This is a genomic window from Actinoallomurus bryophytorum, assembly GCF_006716425.1.
Lineage (GTDB): Bacteria > Actinomycetota > Actinomycetes > Streptosporangiales > Streptosporangiaceae > Actinoallomurus > Actinoallomurus bryophytorum.
The window spans coordinates 1016806-1036422 of record NZ_VFOZ01000001.1 but is presented as its reverse complement, the minus strand read 5'-3'; the positions used below and the strand labels follow the sequence as shown (position 1 = coordinate 1036422).

At 71.6% G+C, this 19617-nt stretch carries 18 protein-coding genes; 5 read left to right on the top strand and 13 right to left on the bottom strand.

Annotated elements, in window-relative coordinates; genetic code table 11:
• Positions 1-233 precede the first annotated feature (233 nt).
• Positions 234-1115: a ribokinase gene (locus FB559_RS04860; protein ID WP_141953733.1), complete on the bottom strand. Its 882-nt coding sequence runs from the start codon at positions 1113-1115 to the stop codon at positions 234-236.
• Positions 1116-1241: 126 nt separating this feature from the next.
• On the opposite strand from FB559_RS04860, the gene FB559_RS04855 reads away from it, so the two are divergent.
• The gene (locus FB559_RS04855; RefSeq protein WP_141961503.1) at positions 1242-1859 is read left to right on the top strand and encodes a class I SAM-dependent methyltransferase; all 618 of its coding nucleotides are present in this window, start codon (positions 1242-1244) and stop codon (positions 1857-1859) included.
• A 31-nt stretch (positions 1860-1890) separates the two neighbouring features.
• Here FB559_RS04855 and FB559_RS04850 read toward each other — a convergent pair whose 3' ends face one another.
• The 8 genes from FB559_RS04850 to FB559_RS04815 all read right to left on the bottom strand — a co-directional run bounded on the left by FB559_RS04850 (position 1891) and on the right by FB559_RS04815 (position 10265).
• A complete protein-coding gene (locus FB559_RS04850; protein WP_141953731.1) occupies positions 1891-3009 on the bottom strand; it encodes a prenyltransferase/squalene oxidase repeat-containing protein in 1119 nt (372 codons plus the stop codon).
• Positions 2996-3745 (bottom strand): class I SAM-dependent methyltransferase, encoded by a 750-nt coding sequence (locus FB559_RS04845; protein ID WP_185792568.1) that lies wholly within the window; start codon positions 3743-3745, stop codon positions 2996-2998. The genes FB559_RS04850 and FB559_RS04845 overlap by 14 nt, the downstream gene beginning before the upstream one ends.
• Positions 3726-5015, bottom strand: coding sequence for a glycosyltransferase family 4 protein (locus tag FB559_RS04840; RefSeq protein WP_141953727.1), 1290 nt, complete (start codon positions 5013-5015; stop codon positions 3726-3728). The genes FB559_RS04845 and FB559_RS04840 overlap by 20 nt, the downstream gene beginning before the upstream one ends.
• A 223-nt stretch (positions 5016-5238) precedes the next feature.
• Positions 5239-6456, bottom strand: a complete 1218-nt coding sequence (locus FB559_RS04835) for a cytochrome P450 (protein WP_141953725.1) — start codon at positions 6454-6456, stop codon at positions 5239-5241.
• Positions 6457-6506: 50 nt separating this feature from the next.
• A complete protein-coding gene (locus FB559_RS04830; protein ID WP_141953723.1) occupies positions 6507-7742 on the bottom strand; it encodes a cytochrome P450 in 1236 nt (411 codons plus the stop codon).
• A gap of 113 nt (positions 7743-7855) precedes the next feature.
• Positions 7856-9013: a steroid 3-ketoacyl-CoA thiolase gene (locus FB559_RS04825; RefSeq protein WP_141953721.1), complete on the bottom strand. Its 1158-nt coding sequence runs from the start codon at positions 9011-9013 to the stop codon at positions 7856-7858.
• 133 nt (positions 9014-9146) lie between these two features.
• Positions 9147-9386 (bottom strand): DUF397 domain-containing protein, encoded by a 240-nt coding sequence (locus tag FB559_RS04820; RefSeq protein WP_141953718.1) that lies wholly within the window; start codon positions 9384-9386, stop codon positions 9147-9149.
• A complete protein-coding gene (locus FB559_RS04815; protein ID WP_141961502.1) occupies positions 9387-10265 on the bottom strand; it encodes a helix-turn-helix domain-containing protein in 879 nt (292 codons plus the stop codon).
• On the opposite strand from FB559_RS04815, the gene FB559_RS46415 reads away from it, so the two are divergent.
• A complete protein-coding gene (locus tag FB559_RS46415; RefSeq protein ID WP_425455049.1) occupies positions 10165-10953 on the top strand; it encodes an ATP-binding protein in 789 nt (262 codons plus the stop codon). The genes FB559_RS04815 and FB559_RS46415 overlap by 101 nt on opposite strands.
• A gap of 4 nt (positions 10954-10957) precedes the next feature.
• Here FB559_RS46415 and FB559_RS04805 read toward each other — a convergent pair whose 3' ends face one another.
• Together FB559_RS04805 and FB559_RS04800 are read right to left on the bottom strand one after the other, a co-directional pair.
• Entirely contained in the window at positions 10958-11227 is a 270-nt protein-coding gene (locus FB559_RS04805) for a DUF202 domain-containing protein (protein ID WP_141953714.1), read from the bottom strand.
• A 40-nt stretch (positions 11228-11267) separates the two neighbouring features.
• Positions 11268-11612 carry a YidH family protein gene (locus tag FB559_RS04800; protein ID WP_185792045.1) on the bottom strand — a complete coding sequence of 115 codons (345 nt, stop codon included), beginning with the start codon at positions 11610-11612 and terminating at the stop codon, positions 11268-11270.
• A 97-nt stretch (positions 11613-11709) separates the two neighbouring features.
• On the opposite strand from FB559_RS04800, the gene FB559_RS04795 reads away from it, so the two are divergent.
• Positions 11710-12627, top strand: a complete 918-nt coding sequence (locus tag FB559_RS04795) for a sugar kinase (protein ID WP_141953710.1) — start codon at positions 11710-11712, stop codon at positions 12625-12627.
• Between the two features lie 317 nt (positions 12628-12944).
• Here the strand turns inward: FB559_RS04795 and FB559_RS04790 are convergent, their stop codons facing one another.
• The gene (locus tag FB559_RS04790; protein ID WP_141953708.1) at positions 12945-14027 is read right to left on the bottom strand and encodes a DEAD/DEAH box helicase; all 1083 of its coding nucleotides are present in this window, start codon (positions 14025-14027) and stop codon (positions 12945-12947) included.
• A 7-nt stretch (positions 14028-14034) separates the two neighbouring features.
• Here FB559_RS04790 and FB559_RS04785 point away from each other — a divergent pair, with 7 nt between their 5' ends.
• Positions 14035-14292 carry a hypothetical protein gene (locus FB559_RS04785; protein WP_141953705.1) on the top strand — a complete coding sequence of 86 codons (258 nt, stop codon included), beginning with the start codon at positions 14035-14037 and terminating at the stop codon, positions 14290-14292.
• Positions 14293-14485: 193 nt separating this feature from the next.
• Here FB559_RS04785 and FB559_RS43635 read toward each other — a convergent pair whose 3' ends face one another.
• On the bottom strand, positions 14486-14863 hold the full coding sequence (locus FB559_RS43635; RefSeq protein WP_185792044.1) for a hypothetical protein: 378 nt from the start codon (positions 14861-14863) through the stop codon (positions 14486-14488).
• A gap of 189 nt (positions 14864-15052) precedes the next feature.
• Between FB559_RS43635 and FB559_RS04775 the strand changes: the two genes are divergently transcribed.
• Complete coding sequence (locus FB559_RS04775) at positions 15053-19585, top strand: cation-translocating P-type ATPase (RefSeq protein WP_141953703.1); 4533 nt, start codon at positions 15053-15055, stop codon at positions 19583-19585.
• The last annotated feature ends 32 nt before the right edge of the window (positions 19586-19617 follow it).

The following is a 19617-nucleotide window of genomic DNA, read 5'->3' as shown; positions in this document are numbered from 1 at the left end:
GTCAGCTTGCGATGGTCTCAGGACGGCTTGGGAGCCAACATACCGAACGTCGTTCGGGTCTGTCAGGATCCTGGCGGTGCCGTACGGCGTCAGGTGTGCCGTCGATGGCCGCCAACGGGGACTCGGGTCGTTCGCCGATGGGGGCCCCGACCTCGTCGTCCGTCATCGCGATGCGCGAGCGCTGACTCACGCCGAAGAGTAGAACACGTTTCAGTCTGTGGCGGCAAGACCGTCTACAGGTCGCCCGTGGAGGGGAACGAACTCTGCGCGCCGGGCCTGGTCACGGCCGCGGCGCCGACGCGGGCGGCGAGGCGCGCGGCGGTGGCCAGATCGTCGCCTCGCGCGAGCCGCAGGGACAGCGCACCGGTGAACGCGTCGCCCGCGCCGGTCGTGTCCACCACCTCCACACGAGGGCTGGGCACCTCGGTGACGCCCGAGCGGTCGGCGACGATGGCACCGTCCGCGCCACGGGTGATGACCACCGACCGCGGACCGCGTGCGAGCAGGCCCTCCGGGCGCGGGTCGCCGAGGAACTCCGCCTCGTGCTCGTTGACCACCAGCGGGTCGCAGTACGCGAGGAGCTCGTCCGGCACCTCGGCGGCGGGCGAGAGGTTGAACACGACCCGTGCGCCCGCCCCGGCCGCGGCCCGTGCGGCCGCCGTCACCGTGGGCAGCGGGATCTCGAGCTGGAGCGACACCACGGCGGCCGCGGAGAACAGGGCCCCGGCCGACGCGACGTCGTCCGCGGAGACACGGGAGTTGGCGCCGGGGGAGACGATGATGCTGTTGTCCCCGTCGGGGCCGAGGGTGATCAGCGCCACCCCGGTCGGCGCGGACGTGGTGACCAGGTGGCCGATGTCCACGCCGTCGCCGCGCAGCGCGTCGCGTACGAGATCGCCGTTGCCGTCCGTGCCCGCACGCCCGAGGAAGGCGACCCCGCCGCCGAGCCGGGCGGCGGCCACCGCCTGGTTGGCGCCCTTGCCGCCCGGGTGGATCTCCAGGTCGGAGCCGAGCACGGTCTCCCCGGCCGCCGGGCGCCGGTCGACCCGCACCACGAGATCGGCGTTGACCGAACCGACGACGAGGAGGTCGTACGCGGCGTGGCTCTGCGGCATCACGGGCTCCGTTTCTCGGGGGTTCCATGGTGACAGGCGGCCACCCGCACGCGCTGTCGGCGTGTACGACCGGGTACGGCTGTACGGCCGCGTAGGGCTAGAGTGCGCGGCGTGGATGACCAGGCGATGCCGACCGGCCTGCGAGACGCCGCCGAGGCGGCCAAGGGCTTCATGCCGGTGGCCGAAGGACTCGCGCTGTACGAGACGGCCCTGGCGTACGGCGCACGCGGCCCGATCCTCGAGGTCGGCACCTACTGCGGCAAGTCGGCGATCTATCTCGGCGCGGCGGCCCGCGGGGCCGACTCGGTGGTCGTCACCGTCGACCACCACCATGGCTCGGAGGAGAACCAGGTCGGCTGGGAGTACCACGACGACACCCTGGTCGACCCGGCGACCGGCCGTATGGACACGCTGCCGACCTTCCGCGCCACGATCGTGTCGGCGGGCCTCGAAGACCGCGTCGTCGCCGTCGTCGGCACGTCCGGCACCGTGTCCAGGCTGTGGGCCACGCCGCTGGGCATGCTCTTCATCGACGGCGGGCACGCCGAGAACCTCGCCCAGGCCGACTACGACGGCTGGGCCCACCACGTCATGCCCGGCGGCGCGCTGGCCTTCCACGACATCTTCCCCGACCCGGCCGACGGCGGGCAGGCGCCGTACCGCGTCTACCGGCGCGCCCTGGAGACCGGCCTCTGGACCGAACGCCGCGTCGAGGGCTCCCTACGGGTCCTCGAACGCCGCTAGGCGCTCGGAGGCTGAGGACCGGCGCCGGTCCTCAGCGGTGGGTCTGGACCGAGTCGGCCAGAGACGGGGCCTCGCAGCCGCAGGCGACCGGGTCGGACGGGTCGGACGGGCCCAGGTCGCGGTCGGCGATCCGCTTGAAGATGCGGGCGGCCGGTGAGCCGTCGGCCAGAGCGTCGGCGGCCAGGATCACCGCGGCGGCCGTGTAGGTCGAGCGGTCGCCCGGAAAGTGGCGTTCGTTGGCGTACTGCCAGCCCGTCCAGTACGACCCGTCCTCGTGGCGGAGATGCTGCATCGCCGCGAAGAGCTCCCGCGCCCGGTCCTTGTCGCCCATCGCGTCCAGGGCGAGCACGAGCTCACTGGTCTCCGCGCCGGTCACCCACGGCTGGTCGGAGACGCATCGGCAGCCGAGGCCGTCGACGACGAAGGTCTCCCACCGCTCGTCGACACGACGGTACGCCGACGCGCCGCGGAGGGGCCCGCCGAGGATCGGGTAGTACCAGTCCATCGAGAAGCGGTCCTTGTCGGCGAACGCCTCGGGGTGGCAGGCGACGACGTGGCCGAGCTGGTCGGCGGCCAGCTCCCAGTCCGGCTGCGGTTCGCCCAGGTGCTCGGCCAGGGCGACCGCGCAGCGCAGCGACTGGTATATCGAGGAGCAGCCGGTGAGCAGGGCGTGGTCGGCCGCCGAGCCGTCCGGATGCCGCATCCACATGATCTCGCCGCGGGCGCTCTGGAGGCCGAGGACGAACTCGACGGCGCGGCGTACCGAGGGCCACATGTTCTCGGCGAAGGCACGGTCGCCGGTCAGCGTGAGCTCGTGCCAGACGCCGACGGCGAGGTACGCGGCGTGGTTGGACTCCCCGCCGGGCTCGGTGACGTCGCCGATGACCCACTTGGCCGGCCACGACCCGTCCTCGCGCTGGACGCCGCGCAGCCATTCGTACGCGCGGCGGGCCGGGGCGGTGAACCCGGCGGTGGACAGCGCCATCGCGGACTCGACGTGGTTCCACGCGTCCACGTGCCCGGGGACGCCGTCCACGGGCGCGAACCACGGGATGGCTCCCGAGGGCTCCTGCTGGGAGACGATCGATTGAGCGGTGGCGAGAAGGTCGTCGGCGGTCAGGATCCCGGGTACGGCGTCAGGCCGCCGCATGGGCCTGCTCCCGCGCGGCCGGCACGTCCGGCTTGGTGAAGTAGACGACGACGCTCTTGCCGATGACGGGGTTGAGCACACGGTCGGCCAGGCGAGTGGCGCGAGGCCGCTTCATGATGTCCCAGACCAGGAGCTGGTGGTAGGCCTTGGCGAGCGGATGGGCGTCGTTGTTCACCCCCACCGCACACTTGATCCACCAGTACGGCGCGTGCAGGCCGTGCGCGTGGTGGTGGCCGCCCACCTGGAAACCGGTGGCCTTGAGCTTGGCCTCCAGCTCGGCGCGCGTGTAGATGCGCACGTGTCCGCCCGGCGCGGTGTGGTAGTCCTCCGACAGCGCCCAGCAGATGCGCTCGGGCAGCCACGACGGCACGGTCACGGCGAGCCGGCCGCCCGGCCGGAGCACGCGCAGCAGCTCGGCCATCGCGCTCATGTCGTCCGGGATGTGCTCCAGCACCTCCGCGGCGACGATCTTGTCGAAGGAGTCGTCCGGGAACGGCAGGTTGAGCGCGTCGCCGGTCACCGTCTTGGCCGAGGCGTCCGCGGGCACCTCGCCCTCGAGCTCCATGGCACCGAACATCGTCGCGACCGACGCCAGCTCTTTCTCGTCGCGGTCGAACGCCACCACGTGGGCCCCGCGCCGATAGAGCTCGAACGCGTGCCGGCCGGCGCCGCAGCCCATGTCGAGCACCTGCTCGCCGGGCGAGATGCGGAACCGGTCAAAGTCCACGGTCAGCAGGGCCGTGCTCCTTCCGTCCTGCGCCCGCCGTACGGCGGGCGATGGCGTCGCGGTAGTGACCGACGGTGGCCCGCGCGACCGCGGACCAGGTGAAACGTTCCTGTACGCGCGCGTAGCCGGCCGCGCCGACGCGTTCGCGCTCCTCAGGTGAGTCGTGCAGCCGCCGGAAGACGGCGGCCAGCTCCTCGACGTCGCCCGGCTCGACGAGGACGGCGGCGTCGCCGACCACCTCGGGCAGCGCGCCGGTACGGCTGGCGACGAGCGGGGTGCCCGAGGCCATGTGCTCGACCGCCGGCAGCGAGAACCCTTCGTACAGCGAGGGGACCGCCGCGATCTCGGCGCTGGACAGCAGCTCGCCCAGCTCCTCGTCGGAGATGCCGGACACGAAGCGGACGCGGTCGCCGAGGGAGAGCTCGCCGACGAGCTTGTCGGTCGGGCCACCCTTGGTCGGCCTGCCGACGACCACGACGTGCACGTCACGCTCGGTGGCGAGCTTGGCGACCGCGCGCAGCAGCGTGGCGACACCCTTGAGCGGCGAGTCGGCGCTGGCGACCGCGACGATGCGGCCGGGGACTCGCTCGCCTCGCGGGCGGAAGTTGTCGTCGTCGACGCCGAGCGGCAGGATGTGCACCTGCTCGGGGAGCGCGCCGAAGTCACGCACGATGTCGTGCTTGGAGGAACCGGAGACGGTCAGGATCGGCCCGACGCGCGCGGCGACGCGCGCCTGCATCCGGACGAAGCCGTACCAGCGTCGCTTGCCGAACTGCTGCTTGATGCCCTTGGCGGCCTCGATCTCGATGCGCCGGTCGACGCTGATCGGGTGGTGGATGCTGGTCACCAGCGGCAGGCCGAGGCGCGGGATGCCGAGGTTGCCGTAGCCGAGCACCTGGTTGTCGTGCACCACGTCGTACTCGCCGCGGCGCCCGCGCAGCTCACGGAGGACGCGAAGGCTGAAGGTCAGGGGTTCGGGAAAGCCGCCCGTGCGCATGTGGGCGAACTCCAGCACGTCGATCCAGTCGCGGAACTCTTTGAGCTTCGGCGTACGGAACGGGTCCTCGTCGGCGTACAGGTCCAGGCTCGGGACCTTGTGCAGCGTGATCTCGTCGCGGTCGAGGTCCGGGTACGGCTGGCCGGAGAAGACGTCGACGTGGTGTCCGAGATCGACCAGCTCGCGCGAAAGGTGCCGAAGGTAGACGCCTTGGCCGCCGCAGTGCGGTTTGCTCCGATAGGAGAGCAGTGCGACGCGCAATGGTTCGTCTACCTCATTCACGCTCGCCCCTCCCGTAAATGTGTCACCCAGTGAAGTAAGACCATAGCCTGGCCGGTCCTACCTGCGCGTTCGATATTAGGCACTGAGTCTAAAAGGTGGCGAAAGCCACTCAATGCGGGGTAAGGCGCCCGAGGTCAGCCGCACGGCGGACCGTACGGACGGAGGGCGAACGTACTGATGGCGCGACGGCGGGCCGGGCGCGAGGACGATCACGGGGCGCGCCTCAGGTGGCGAACCGGACCGGCATCTCCTTGATGCCGTTGATGAAGTTGGACCGCAGCCGCCGGGCGTCGCCCGTCTGTGTGATGCCGGGCATCCGCGCCAGCAGCGTCTCGAACAGCACGCGTAGCTCCAGCCGGGCGAGGTGAGCGCCCAGGCAGAAGTGCGGGCCGCCGCCGCCGAAGCCGATGTGGGGGTTGGGGTCGCGGCCGACGTCGAAGCTGTACGGGTCCGCGAACACGCCCTCGTCGCGGTTGGCCGACGAGTAGAAGACGACGACCTTGTCACCCTCGGCGATCCGCTGGCCCCGGATCTCGGTGTCCTTCATCGCCGTGCGCTTGAACAGGTTGACCGGGCTGACCCAGCGCACGATCTCGTCCGGGAACGTGCCCGCGAGCCGGTCGCCCCCGGCGGCGCGCTCGTCGAGCAGCCGCTGCCACTGCGCGGGGTTCTCGAAGAAGGCGAGCATGCCTCCGGAGGCCGCGTTGCGGGTGGTCTCGTTGCCAGCCACGGTCAGCAGCATCACGAACAGGTCGAACTCGTCGACCGACAGCTCCTCGCCGCCGTGCTGCTGGAGCAGCTTGGTCACGATGTCGTCGCGCGGCTCCTCGCGACGGCGCACGGCGAGCTCGTTGGCGTAGGCGTACAGCTCGGTCGCCGCGGCCATGCCGTCGTCCTCCGGCGCGCGGTAGTCCGGGTCGTCCTGGGCGATCAGCCGGTTGGACCAGTCGAAGATCTTCTCCCGGTCCTCGGGCGGGGCACCGAGAAGCTCGCAGATCACATACAGCGGGAGCGGCGCGGAGATGTCATGGACGAAGTCCGCCTCGCCGCGGCCCGCGACCTCGTCGATCAGGCCGTCGCAGATCGCCCGGATGTGGTCCTCCAGCTTGCCGATCGTGCGCGGCGTGAAGCCCCGGTTGACGATCGAGCGCTTGCGCGTGTGCTCCGGAGGGTCCTGGTTCAGCATCATCATGCGCTGCATGGCGAGCTGGTCCTCCGAAGGTTCCGGGAAGAGCGCTAGCTTCTCGCGGGAGGAGAAGATCTCCGGATGGCGTGACACGTGCACGACGTCGTCGAAGCGGGTGATCGCCCAGAAGTCGGTCTCGCCGGCGCCGTCGCCGTGATGGCGGTACACCGGGGCGTTCTCCCGCAACCACCGGAACTGCTCGTGCGGGATGCCTCCGTTCGCGTAGAAGTCGGGATTGACGAGATCGATGTCCATGACGACCGCCCTTGGAGGCTCGGGGCTCTTGAGCGTAAACGACGATGAGGCTAAATGAAACACGTTCTACTGAGAGGCTCCGAGGGGGCGAACCGTACCGGCATCTCCTTGATGCCGTTGATGAAGTTGGACCGCAGCCGTCGCGCCTCACCCGCCGGCCGGATGTCGGGCATCCGGTCCAGCAGGAGCTCGAAGAGCACGTTCAGCTCCAGCCGGGCGAGGTGCGTGCCCAGGCAGAAGTGCGGGCCGCCGCCGCCGAAGCCGATGTGGGGGTTGGGGTCGCGGCCGATGTCGAAGGTGTACGGGTCGGCGAAGATGTCCTCGTCGCGGTTGGCGGAGGAGTAGAAGATGACCACCTTGTCGCCCGCGTGAATGCGCTGACCTCGGATCTCGGTGTCCTTCAGCGCCGTGCGCCGGAACAGGTTGACCGGGCTCACCCAGCGCACGATCTCGTCGGCGGTGGTCCTGAGCAGGGCACGGTTGCCGGCCAGCCGCTGCCACTGGTCGGGGTGCTGGAAGAACGCCAGCATGCCGCCGGAGGCGCCGTTGCGCGTGGTCTCGTTACCCGCGATGAGCAGCAGCAGGATGAACATCGCGAACTCGTCGCTGCTGAGCCGCTTGCCGTCGGAGTCCGGTTCGAGGAGGCTCGTCGCGATGTCGTCACCGGGGTGTTCCCTGCGGTGAGCGGCCAGTTTGTGGGCATACTCGAGGACCTGGATGGAGACCTCGCGCGCGTCCTCGGGTGACGTGGAGTAGTCCGGGTCGTCGGCGCCGACCAGGGCGTTGGACCACTCGAAGATCTTCTCGCGGTCCTCCATCGGCGCGCCGATGAGCTCGCAGATGACGTACAGCGGGAACGGCGCCGCGATGTCGCGGACGAAACAGCACTCGCCGCGGGTCACGACCTCGTCGATGAGCCGGTGGGCGACCTCGCGGATGTGCTCCTCGAGCTGCTTGATCATGCGAGGCGTGAAGCCGCGGTTGACGAACATCCTCTGCCTGGTGTGCTGCGGAGGATCCATGAACAGCATCATCAGCTGGTACAGCGCGATGTCGTCCTCGGCGAGCTCGGTGAACATCGACGTGCGCGCGTGGGACGAGAACAGCTCGGGGTGCCGCGAGACGTGTACGACGTCGTCGTACCTGGTCACGGCCCAGAAACCGGGCGCGCCCTGCGCGGGATCCTCGTACCAGTGGATCGGTGACTCACGTCGCAGCCGGCGGAAGTCGTCGTCCGGGAAGCCTCTCGTCTCGTAAAGCTCCGGCGTGATGATGTCGATGCCCATCGGCGCTCCTCCGGTCGGCGCTTCTGTAACACGTTCTAAACCAAGCGCTCGTTAGGGTCAACGTGGCGCGTGTCTCACCACGCCTGGTGGCAGGAGGGTTTGAGGGCCCTAGATCAGAGACGTTCGAGGATGGTGGCGGTGGACAGGGCGCCGCCGGCGCACATCGCGACCAGGACGGTCGAGGCGTCGCGGCGCTCCATCTCGTGCAGTGCCGTGGTGATGAGGCGTGCGCCGGTCGCGCCCACGGGATGTCCGAGCGCGATCGCCCCGCCGTTGACGTTGACCTTCTCCAGGTCCGGCTCGTGCACCGACGCCCACGACAGCACGACCGAGGCGAACGCCTCGTTGACCTCGAACAGGTCGATGTCACCGATCGTCATTCCGGCCGCCTCCAGGACGCGGGCGGTCGACTGCACCGGGCCGTCGAGGTGGTAGTACGGCTCGGAGCCGACCAGCGCCTGGGCACGGATCCGGGCACGGGGCCGGAGCCCGTTCGCGCGTGCGGCCTCCTCCGACATCACGAGTACGGCCGCGGCGCCGTCGGAGATCTGGGAGGACGTCCCGGCGGTGTGCAGGCTCTCGCCGAACGCCGGCCGCAGCCTCGAGAGCCCCTCGAGGGTCGTCTCGCGCAGCCCCTCGTCGCCGGTGACCGCATAAGTCTCACCTGTCGGCGCGCCTTCGGAGTCCAGTACCGGGGCCTCGACCGGCGTGATCTCGCGCTCGAAGCGCCCGTCGGCCTGCGCCTTGGCGGCGAGCCGCTGAGAACGTACGCCGAACGCGTCCAGGTCGGCACGGGTGAGGCCACGGCGGGCGGCGATGCGCTCGGCCGCGGTGAACTGGTCGGGCAGGTCGATCGACCAGTCGTCCGGGCGCGGGTTCGCGGGCAGCACGTTGCTGCCGAGCGGCGCGCGGCTCATCACCTCGACGCCGCAGCCGATCGCCGTCCCGACCACGTCCGCGTGCACGAGCGCCGCGGCGAGGTGGACGGCCTGCTGGCTGGAGCCGCACTGCGCGTCGATGGTCGTGACGCCGGTCCGGTGGTCCAGCCCGGAGTACAGCCAGGCCTGCCGGCCGACATGGCCGCCCTGCTCACCGGCCTGGGTCACGCAGCCGGCGAACACCTGGCCGACATCGGCCGCGTCGATTCCGGCGCGGTCGACCAGGGCTCGCTGCGCGTGGGCGAGCAGTGCCTGCGGTTTGAGTCCGGCCAGCCGGCCTCGGCGCTTGCCGATCGGCGTACGGACGGCTTCGACGATGACGGGGTTGCTCATGTGGCCTCCCACCAGAACGATGTTCGGAAACAATAACCTGTTCTAGTGGGACACCGGCAAGCGAAGGAGGGCAGGGGTTCCTGCCGATAACGGGTTCTATCTACAGCCCCCGGCCGATAGCACGGCCGGAGGTTCAGACGAGCAGGCTGTCGAAGTCGCCGGCCTTGGCCCCGAGGATCAGGGCCTGGATCTCGGCCTTGGTGTAGACGAGCGCCGGGCCCGCAGGATGCCGGGAGTTGCGTACCGCGACGCTGCCGTCGGGCAGCTTCGCGAGCTCGACGCAGTTGCCTTGGGAGTTGCTCCGATGACTCTTCTGCCAGCTGACGTCGAGGAGGTCGGTGGCGGGGACGCCGTTGTAGGTGGGGTACTGCATCTATGTCTCCTGGAGAATCCTGCTGAGGATCTCGGCGGTGTTGTCCGGAGGTGCGCTGACCACACAGAGGCGCTCCATGGCCTCCATGTAGGCATCGACGTCGTCGCGTCTGTCCAGATAGAGAGCACTGGTCAGCTGCTCGACGTAGACCACGTCCGGCAGGTCCGACTCGGGAAAACGCAGGATGGTGAAGGCTCCGGCTTCGGCGGTGTGCCCGCCGACCCGGAATGGCAGCACCTGGAGGATGACGCCCGGCAGCTTGGTGGCCTCGATCAGCCGCTGGATCTGGCCGCGCATCACATCCCGTCCCCCGATCGGACGGCGCAAAGCCGCCTCGTCCACGACAGCCCACAAGCGAGGTGCGTCCCCGCGTGTGAGTAGCTTCTGACGCGTTGTACGCAGGCTGACCCTCTGCTCGATCTCCTCTGGCGGTGAGGCGGAGTTGCCCAGGGAGATGACGGCACGAGCATATTCCTCGGTCTGCAGCAGGCCGGGGATGAACTGGACTTCGTAGGTGCGGACCAGGGCCGCGGCCTCTTCCAGGCCGACGTACGTCTCGAACCAGCCGGGGAGGACGTCGCCGTACCGGTGCCACCAGCCAGGGCTGTTGGCATCCTGGGCGAGGCCGAGCAGGGTGTCCCGGTCGGTGTCGTCGGTGACACCGTAAAGGGTGAGCAGGTCCGCGACGTCGCGCTCCTTGAAGCCGACACGGCCCAGCTCGAGGCGGCTCATCTTGGAGCCGGAGGCGCGGATGGCGTACCCGGCCTCTTCGCGCGTGATGCCCTGCCGTTCTCGCAGACGGCGCAGCTGGGCGCCGAGGAGCCGGCGAAGAACGGTCGGTCCTCCGGCGGGCTGCGCTGTTTCCACCCCTACCTCCATGAGCATCGGTCAGCGGACAGTCTGCCACTCCCTCCCGGTGCTGTCAGAGTGCGCACGGTCATCTGCACGTGCATCGGGCCTTGCATCTGCAAGACATGTCGAGCAGGATAGCGCGCGGACACGCCGATCACTGAGTACCCGGGGATCGCGGATGACAGCACACGGAGCGCGCTGGATGGCAGGAGAAAGAACAGGGGAAACGGTCGACGAGGCGCAAGAGTGGTTGTCGACGATCGCGCAGGGTGAGCGATCGCGTGACCACACCACCGCGTCGATCCGCTCCGCCCTGCAGACGAGGTCTGTGAGGCTTGCCGCTGTTCCAGAGTCGGTGAAGGAGGCCCGGGACTTCGTCCGGGGCGCCCTGTCCTCCTGGGGTCTCACCGGGATGTACGACGACGTACGCCTCGTCGTCTCCGAGCTCGTCACCAACGCCCTGCGGTACGCCGTCGGCTGCCCGACCCAGGGCGACCCGCCCATCCGGCTGAGCCTGCTGCGGACCAGCGGCCGGCTGACCTGCGCCGTCACCGATCCGTGCGACCAGATCCCGGTGTGCCGGGAGCCCGACTTCGCCTCCCAGAGCGGGCGCGGCCTGCATCTGGTCGAGGCGTTCAGCGACTCGTGGAACTGGGCGCCGCTGTCCAGCCACGGCAAGGTCGTCTGGGCCTGCTTCCTGTGCCCTGACTGCTGACTCCTCAGAGCCGTACCGCCTCCGCGACGGCCGTCAGCACGCAGGCGGCCACCATGAGCACGGCCGCTCCCCGGGACAGAGTGGGCGGCGTACCGTCGCCCCTGAGCCGCCGCCGCCTCGCCTGCGCGATCGCGGTCACCGCCACGGGGCCCATGAGGGCGAGGACGCCCACCGGCAGCGCGACGCGTGCCGTGAGCACCACCACCGCCCAGGACGCGAGGACCAGACGCAGCCAGGCCAGGTCGGTGCGCTGCCGCTGAAGACCGGCGCTCATGGTGGCCTCCTTCGTCGGAGGGGGTTCCTGGTTCGCTCGCTCATGTCATCGCCACGCCGACCAGCGTGATCACGAGCAGGGCCACCACGCCCGACGTGACGATCACCGGCAGCGGATCACGGGGGAGTCGCAGGCCGAGGCGCATCGCGAGCTGGGAGCGGCGCCAGTTGCGGTACGCGGCGGGCACGATCATCACGCTCAGCGCGATCGCGCCCAGGCCGATCTCGTGGTGCCAGGGCGGCAGCCGTACGCCGTGGATACCACCGGCGAGCGGCAGGCCGAGAGCGAGAAGGCCGAACGCCGTCTGGATCCAGGACAGGAGCGTGCGTTCGTTGGCGAGGGAGAATCGGTAGTCGGGCTCGTAGCCGGGCTCCTCGCGCGCCATCGGTGCTCCTTCGTTTATCGGGCCGTCCGTATCCGTACCCTCGGACTGTCCGACCCGTACTGTCGGAGACGCCCGGATATTGGGGACAAGGAGTAGCATGATCGTAACCGTCGGTGAAGTACTGGCGGTGATGGACGCCGCCGGCTCCGGTCCCTTGCGGCACGCCGTCTCCTTTCGGCTGACCGTCGCCGGTGCCGAGTCGAACGTCGCCATCGGCGCAGCGCGCCTCGGGGTTCCCGTCGCGTACGCGGGCCGGGTCGGCGACGACGAGTTCGGGCGGCTGGTGCTCGCCACGCTGCGCGGTGAGGGCGTGGACGTGTCCGGTGTGGTCACCGACGCCGACGCCCCGACCGCGCTCATGGTGAAGGAACACCGGCTGCCGGAGGTCGTGGGCGTCGCGTACTACCGTTCGGGCAGCGCGGGCTCGCGGCTGACCGCCGGTGACCTGCCCGAGGACCTGCTGCGTACGGCCGGCCTGCTGCACGTCAGCGGCGTCACACCCGCGCTGTCGGCCTCGGCCCGCGAGGCGGTGTTCGCCGCGACCGAGCTCGCGCCGCGCGTGTCCTTCGACGTCAACTACCGCGCCCGGCTGTGGTCACCGGACGAGGCCCGGCCCGTGCTCACCGACCTCGCGGCCCGCGCCGACGTGCTGTTCGCCGGCGAGGACGAGGCGACACTGCTGACGGGCTCACCGGACCCGGAGGCGCTGGCCCGGCTGGGCCCGTCGGAGGTCGTCGTGAAGCGAGGCGCGGACGGCTGCGCGGCCTGGTGCGAGGGACGGCCGCTGTCCAGCGCCGCCCGGCCGGTACGGGCGGTCGACACGGTGGGCGCCGGGGACGCGTTCGCCGCGGGCTACCTCGCGGACCGGCTCGCCGGGAGGGACTTCCCGGCCGCACTGCACACGGCGGTGACCGTGGGGGCGTTCGCGGTGACCCAGCGCGGCGACTGGGAGGGCCTACCCCGCCGCGAGGAACTGCCCTTGCTCGACCGGACACCCGGGACCGTGCTCCGCTAGCGCCGCTCGGACTGGGGTTGCTCCCGCTCCAGGCATCCGCTTTGGGCGGGCTGGGGTCGCCTGGGTTGGGGCTGGGGTCGCTTGGGCTGGTGCCGCTCCCGCTCCGGGCACGCATCCGCTTCGGGCGGGCTGGGGCGCTTGGGCTAGCGCCGCTCCCGCTCCGGCACGCCGTCCCATTCCTGCTCCTCTGCCCGCCCCGCTCTCGCACCCCGCCCGCTCTCACCCGGCTCCGGCTTCCCGCACTGGGCCCCTGGGTTCCGGCGCGGCATCCGGCGCTTGGCGCTGGGCCGAGCCCTGTCTCGGAACCAGAGCCGGATTCAGCCCTGGCCCTGGTTCCTCGACCCGCTCCAGCGGTCGGCGATCGGGCGCATGACCCCGCCAGGGACCGTCCGGAATCGCTGTGGTGTCGTCTCCTGCGCGGTCGGCCGACCGGGGCGTTCCTGCGGGATGGCCCTAATGTTGTCGCTTCCCATTGCGCCGCCGTGACCAGGGAAAAGGTCGGTCTGGATCTGCGGCGTGACGCTTGGGGGCACTCGCTCCCGGAAACAACGTGGACTTAACCGGATAACGCGTTCGGGCACGTGAGCGGGGGGATGGGACGGTATGGCCGAAGCTGGGAGAGCGACCAGAGCGGGGACCGCGTCACGGGGGACGGCCGCGCGCACCAAGAGTTCGGGTGCCAGGACTTCGGGCGCCGGCACCTCGGGTACCAAGAGCTCGGGCACGAAGGCATCCGGAGCGAAGGCCTCCACCGCCAGGGCCTCGAGCGCCAGGACCTCAGGTGCGAGAACCTCCAGTGCCAGGACCTCCAGTGCCAGAACCTCTGGTGCCAGGACTTCAGGCGCCGGCACCTCGAGCGCCAGAACCTCAGGTGCCCGGGCTTCGGCCGCCGGCACCTCGGGTGCCAGGGCCTCGGGCACGAAGGCATCCGGAGCAAAGGCCTCCGCCACCAAGGCTTCGAGCCCCAGGACCTCCAGCGCCCGGACCTCGAGTGCCATGAAGTCGGGCTCCAGGGCCTCGAGCGCGATGAAGCCGGGCTCCAGGACGTCGAGCGCCATGAAGTCGGCGGGTTCCAGGGCATCGAGTGCGATGAAGTCGGATTCCAGGACGTCGAGTGCGATGAAGCCCGGTTCCAGGACGTCCAGCGCCAAGACGTCGGGTTCCAGGACGTCCGGCGGCAGGACCTCCAGCGCCAGGCCTTCGAGTTCCAGGACCTCCAGGTCCAGGACGTCCGGCACCAGAGCCGCGAGGCCGTCGAGCGCCAGGACCGCGAGTGCGAGAACGTCGAGCGCCAGGACGTCCGGCGCGTCCAGTACCACCGTCTCGGGCCAGCGCCGGCTGGCGGCCCGCGCCGGCACCGCGAACGGGAACGGGGTCAACGTCGCGGTGCCCGTCCTCACGCCTCACATGAAGGTCCTTCACGTTCCGACACCGGGGATGTCCTACGTCGGCGACGCCGGCCGCGTCGTCGCGGGCTACCTCCCGCCACCCGAGCGCCTGGCGTTCTACGGCGGCCTGGGGCTGGCGGCCGTCATCGGCGCCATCGACTGGCCGGTGGCCGCCGCGATCGGCGTCGGCGCCATGATCGCCCGCCGGACCGGCCGCAGAGCGGGAGGCCTGCGCTCCCGTACCAGGCGGCAACCGGGATCCACGACGCGCACGTGATCGCCGAACCACCCTGCGGAACACCGGCACCCGAGACCGCGTCGCGCACGAGCAGGCCGTCCCCACGTCTGGGCGGGGCCGGCCGGTTGGCCGGGAGCCAGCGGAGCCGCGTGCGGGACCGACGTACGGGCCAGGCCGGCCTCAGCCCGGGATGCGCACGCGGAGTGCGGCCGGGGTGCTAGGGGATTCGTCCTCAGACGCAGGCGGCGTCCGAGAGAGAGACCACCTGCCACCCGGCGCTCCGGCGCCTCCGGCGCCACGTCCGGCCCCGCCCGCGATCCGATGCGCCCGCGATCCGGATCCGCCCGTGGCCCAGGTCGCATCGCGACCGGGCCACCGGCCAGGTCTGGGCCACCGGCCAGGTCTGGGCCACCGGCCAGGTCTGGGCCACCGGCCAGGTCTGGGCCACCGGCCAGGTCTGGGCCACCGGCCAGGTCTGGGCCACCGGCCAGGTCTGGGCCACCGGCCAGGTCTGGGCCACCGGCCAGGTCTGGGCCACCGGCCAGGTCTGGGCCACCGGCCAGGTCTGGGCCACCGGCCAGGTCTGGGCCACCGGCCAGGTCTGGGCCACCGGCCAGGCGAGACCGGGGCCGGGGCCGGGGTCACGAAAACCAGGACCAGGGCCCACGAAACCGGGGCCAGGGCCATGAAACCGGGCCGCGTCGTGTCGGGAGCTCGCGTCTGGCCCCAAGGCGCCGTGGCACGCACGTTCGGCCGTCAGTAGTGATCACCGACGTACACCGCGACGAGGAAGACAGCCATGCGACTGCGAGGACTTCTCGGTACCGCGACCGGACTGCCCGGCAACGCCCTGCGGGCGGTGGCCGGCGGGGTTTCCGGCGCCATGGAGCGGCGGCAGGTGCACGCCTCGCCCGGGTCTACGCGGATTCAGGTTCGTGGCATGCACAAGCCGGGGACCGAGGCCGTCGCCAAGTCGCTCGTCGCCCGGCTTCTCGACGTCGCCGGGGTGACGCGCGCCGAGGTGAACGCGCCCCTCGGGCTCGTCATGGTCGTGCACGGCGACGAGACGCCGGTCGACGCGCTTCTCGACGTGGTCGAGGCGATCGAGGAGCTCCACGCCGTCTCCGGTGAGCCGTTCTCCGCGATCGGTCATCCGGCGAACCGGCAGACCGTCATCCGCGATGCGGTCCTCGTCGGCGCGTACCTCGCCGGTGGCGGTGCCGCCATCGCCGGGCGGCTGGTGCGGGCCACGCCGCTGCCGCCCGGTGTGGCGACGCTCGCCGCGATGGCCGACGCGGCTCCGCAGGTACGCGGCGGGCTGGAGCGGCGGATCGGGAGGCCGGCGACCGATCTGGTCCTCGGCGGCGGTGTGGCGATCACCCACGCGTTCGCGTACCAGCCGTCCGGGCCGCTCATCAACTCCGTGCACCGGATGATCCGGATCGTCGAGATGCGCGGCCACCTGGCGACCTGGAACCGCCAGGCCTGCCGCATGGCGCCGATCCCCGGGGCCTTCCACGCGGAGCCGATCGACGTGCCGCCAAGGCCGGTTCCGCTGCCGTACGGGCCGGTGGAACGCGCCGCCTGGACGATCCCGGCCGCACTGACCGCGGCCGTCGGCACGTACGCCCTCGGTCGTGACGCGGACCGGGCCCAGGGCGTGCTCGCCGCGGGTGTGCCCAAGGCGGCGCGGCTGGGGCGTGACGCGTTCGCCGCCCAGCTCGGCATGTCGGCCGGCCGCCGCGACGTCGTCGTGGTCGAGCCGGACGCGCTGAGAAGGCTCGACCGCGTGGACCAGCTGGTCGTCGACGCGTCCGCGCTGAGGACCGGCAACCTGGTCATCGACGAGATCGTCCAGGTCGGCGACGAGGGGATTCCGCCCGAAGAGATCCATGAGCGTGCGCACGCTCTCGTCGACGTGCAGAACCTGAGCGGCCGCCACGTGGACGGACCCTGGGCGGTGGCGCCGCTGCGCTCACGCACCATGCCGCCCGGCGCGGAGGAACAGCTGGCCGTGATGCGCAAGGGCGGCGCGACCGTACTCCTCCTGACCCACGACGACGAGCCGGTCGCGCTGGTGTCCGTCGTGGTCGAGCTGGACTCCCTCGCCGAGTCGCTGCTCGTGACCGCACGGCGCGCCTGCGCGGTCGCCGTCGCCGGTGCCGCCGCAGGCTTGCGGCACCGGCTCCCGGTCGAGCAGGCGGTACCCGGGGGGAGCCGGCTCCTGACCTCCATCCGGCGGCTGCAGGAGGACGGCCGTACGGTCATGCTGATCTCCGCGCGGGGCGGAGCGGCGCTGGCCGCCGCCGACATCGGCGTCGGGCTCCTGGGGACGAACGGCCATCCGCCCTGGGGCGCCCACATTCTCTGCGGTCCGGGCCTCGGGAAGGCATACCCGCTGATCGAGGCGCTGCTGCCCGCCCGTGACGTCAGCTCGCGCTCGGCCCGTATCGCCGAGGTCGGGTCGGTGGCCGGCGCTCTGCTGGCCGCGACCGGAACCCCCGCGACCGCCGCGCGCAGGGCCCAGCTCGCGGTCGACATGGCGGCGCTGTCCGCCCTCGCGACCGGGACCTGGGCGGGGCTCGCGGTGACCCGGCGGCCCCAGGCCGTGCCGGCCGACCGTACGCCCTGGCACGCGTGGCCGGCCCAGGCCGTACTGGACCGGCTCGACTCGACCACGTCGGGCATCAGCGAGTCGGAGGCGGAACGCCGAAGGATCCACGCGGAGACCGGCGGGCCGGAGATCCCCGGCCTCGCACGGGTCACGGTCGAGGAGCTCGACAACCCGCTCACGCCCGCGCTGGCGGCCGGGGCGGGAGTGTCCGCGGTGGTCGGCTCCATCACCGACGCCGCGTTGATCGGGACCGTCCTCGGGGTCAACGCCCTCATGTCCGGTGTCCAGCGCGTCGGCGCCGACCGTGCCCTGCGGCAACTGGTCGACCTCAGCGCCGTGCGCGTACGCCTGCGGCGGCCCGACCCGGCGGAGCCCGACGTGAGAGCCACGGCGGAGGAGCTGGTGCCCGGCGACGTGGTCATGCTGAGCGCCGGCGACGCGGTGCCGGCGGACCTGCGGCTGCTCGCCGCGAAGGGGCTGGAGGTCGACGAGTCCAGCCTCACCGGCGAGTCGCAGCTGGTCATCAAGAGCGCACGGCCGAGCGTGTCCAAGGCCGTCGCGGACCGTACCTCGATGCTCTACGAGGGCACGGTCATCGCGGCCGGGGAGGCGACGGGGGTCGTCGTCGCCACCGGGGACCGGACCGAGATCGGGCGTACGACGAGGCTCGCCGGCGAGCGCCGCCCCGGCGGGGTCGAGTCACGGCTCCAGTCCCTCACCGCGGTCACGCTGCCGGTCGCGCTGGGAGCCGGTGCGGGACTGTTCCTGTCGGACCTGCTGCGCGGGCGGTCGGTCGCCCAGGCCCTGGGCCCGGCGGTCAGCCTCGCGGTCGCCGCGGTGCCGGAGGGCCTGCCCTTCGTCGCGACCGCCGCGGAGCTGGCGACGGCGCGCCGCCTGTCCCGGCGCGGCGCGCTCGTACGCAACCCGTCGACGATCGAGGCCCTCGGCCGGATCGACGTCCTGTGCTTCGACAAGACCGGCACCCTGACCAAGGGCAGGCTCCGGCTGAGGCAGGTCTCGGACGGCGAGTCGGCCACCCCGCTCAAGGAGCTGACGCCGCAGCGCCGGGTGATCGTCGCGGCCGCGCTCCGTGCGAGCCCGGAGCAGGTCGGCCGGAGGCTGCCACACCCCACCGACCGGGCGATCATCCGCGCGGCCAAGAAGCTCGGCATGGACGAGTCCGAGGGGTACACGTCCTGGAAACGCGTCGAGGAGATCCCGTTCGAGCCCGCCCGCGGCTACCATGCCGTGCTCGGCCGCACCCCGGACGGGCAGGTCCTCAGCGTCAAGGGAGCGCCGGAGATCGTGCTGGACCGCTGCGTCACGTGGGCGCGCGAGGAGGGCCTCACGGAGTTCGACTCCGGCGCGCGGGAGAAGGTCGAGCAGGAGATCGACCGGCTGGCGCGTCTCGGATACCGCGTCCTCGCCGTCGCCGAACGCGAGGCGTCGGGCCGCCAGGACCTCACCGAGTCGCGCATCGACCGGCTGTGCCTGCTCGGCCTGGTCTGCATCGCCGACCCGGTACGGCCGACCGCCGCCGAGGCCGTCTCGCGGCTGCGCAAGGCCGGCGTCGACGTCATGATGATCACCGGTGACCACCCCACGACCGCGGAGGCCATCGCGTCGGAGCTGAACCTCCTGAACGGCCGGATCATGACGGGCGCCGACCTCGACGCCCTGGAGGACGACGAGCTCGCGGAGGCGCTGGCCACGGTCTCGGTGTTCGCCCGGGTCAGCCCCAGCCAGAAGGCACGCGTCGTCCAGGCCCTACGGACGGCCGGCCGCGTGGTGGCCGTCACGGGCGACGGCGCCAACGACGCCCCGGCGATCCGGCTGGCCGACGTGGGGATCGCGCTCGGCGAGCGTGCCACTCCGGCCGCACGCGAGACCGCGGACGTCGTGGTCACCGACGACCGGATCGAGACCATCACCGACGCGATCGCCGACTGCCGGGCGATGTGGCGGTCGACCCGCGACGCGCTCGCCGTCCTGCTCGGAGGCAACCTCGGTGAGATCGCCTTCACCGTCGTCACAGGTCTGGTCAGCGGCGCCAGCCCGCTGAACGTCCGCCAGCTCCTCCTGGTCAACCTGCTCACCGACATGCTCCCCGCGGTCGCGCTCGCGTCCCGCCCGCCCTCGGGAGTGAGCCGCGAGGAACTGCTCCAGGAAGGGCCCGACCGCTCGCTCGGCTCCGCGCTCACCCGTGACATCGCGGTACGCGCGAGCGCCACCGCCGGAGCCGCCATGGCCGCCTGGACGCTCGGCCGGATGAGCGGCACCCGGAACCAGGCCGACACGGTCGGTCTCGTCGCCCTGGTCGGCACGCAGCTCGCGCAGACGATCGTGACCGGCGGCCGTGATCCGCTGGTCCTGGTGTCCGGGGTCGCCTCGTTCGCCGCGCTCGGGATCATCGTCCAGGTCCCGGTGCTGAGTCAGTTCTTCGGCAGCACGCCGCTGCTGCCGCACGGCTGGATGATCGCGCTGGCCTGCGCCGGGGGCTTCGCGCTCGGGGCGCTCCTGGTGACGCGCCTGCCCAGCGGCACACTGGTCGCGTACGTGCCGGGCGCCGAGCTGGCCGCGCGGCTGGCCGAGGGGGTCAAGGACGGCCTCGCCGACGGGATGAAGGACGGTCTTCCGAGCGGCATCTCGGCCGCCGTTCCGGCCGAGGTCGCCGACGGTGCACGGATGGTCTGGCGTACCGTACGGGGCGCGGGGTGACTCAGGGGGTTCGGCCGGTGACCTGACGTCAG

What these genes read in the sequence shown, in the direction of transcription:
- FB559_RS04860 (WP_141953733.1), bottom strand. Translation starts at nt 1,115, where the DNA reads ATGCCGCAGAGCCACGCCGCGTACGACCTCCTCGTCGTCGGTTCGGTC.
- FB559_RS04855 (WP_141961503.1), top strand. Translation starts at nt 1,242, where the DNA reads ATGCCGACCGGCCTGCGAGACGCCGCCGAGGCGGCCAAGGGCTTCATG.
- FB559_RS04850 (WP_141953731.1), bottom strand. Translation starts at nt 3,009, where the DNA reads ATGCGGCGGCCTGACGCCGTACCCGGGATCCTGACCGCCGACGACCTT.
- FB559_RS04835 (WP_141953725.1), bottom strand. Translation starts at nt 6,456, where the DNA reads ATGGACATCGATCTCGTCAATCCCGACTTCTACGCGAACGGAGGCATC.
- FB559_RS04830 (WP_141953723.1), bottom strand. Translation starts at nt 7,742, where the DNA reads ATGGGCATCGACATCATCACGCCGGAGCTTTACGAGACGAGAGGCTTC.
- FB559_RS04825 (WP_141953721.1), bottom strand. Translation starts at nt 9,013, where the DNA reads ATGAGCAACCCCGTCATCGTCGAAGCCGTCCGTACGCCGATCGGCAAG.
- FB559_RS04820 (WP_141953718.1), bottom strand. Translation starts at nt 9,386, where the DNA reads ATGCAGTACCCCACCTACAACGGCGTCCCCGCCACCGACCTCCTCGAC.
- FB559_RS46415 (WP_425455049.1), top strand. Translation starts at nt 10,165, where the DNA reads ATGCCCTGCCGTTCTCGCAGACGGCGCAGCTGGGCGCCGAGGAGCCGG.
- FB559_RS04815 (WP_141961502.1), bottom strand. Translation starts at nt 10,265, where the DNA reads ATGGAGGTAGGGGTGGAAACAGCGCAGCCCGCCGGAGGACCGACCGTT.
- FB559_RS04805 (WP_141953714.1), bottom strand. Translation starts at nt 11,227, where the DNA reads ATGAGCGCCGGTCTTCAGCGGCAGCGCACCGACCTGGCCTGGCTGCGT.
- FB559_RS04800 (WP_185792045.1), bottom strand. Translation starts at nt 11,612, where the DNA reads ATGGCGCGCGAGGAGCCCGGCTACGAGCCCGACTACCGATTCTCCCTC.
- FB559_RS04795 (WP_141953710.1), top strand. Translation starts at nt 11,710, where the DNA reads ATGATCGTAACCGTCGGTGAAGTACTGGCGGTGATGGACGCCGCCGGC.
- FB559_RS04785 (WP_141953705.1), top strand. Translation starts at nt 14,035, where the DNA reads ATGAAGGTCCTTCACGTTCCGACACCGGGGATGTCCTACGTCGGCGAC.
- FB559_RS04775 (WP_141953703.1), top strand. Translation starts at nt 15,053, where the DNA reads ATGCGACTGCGAGGACTTCTCGGTACCGCGACCGGACTGCCCGGCAAC.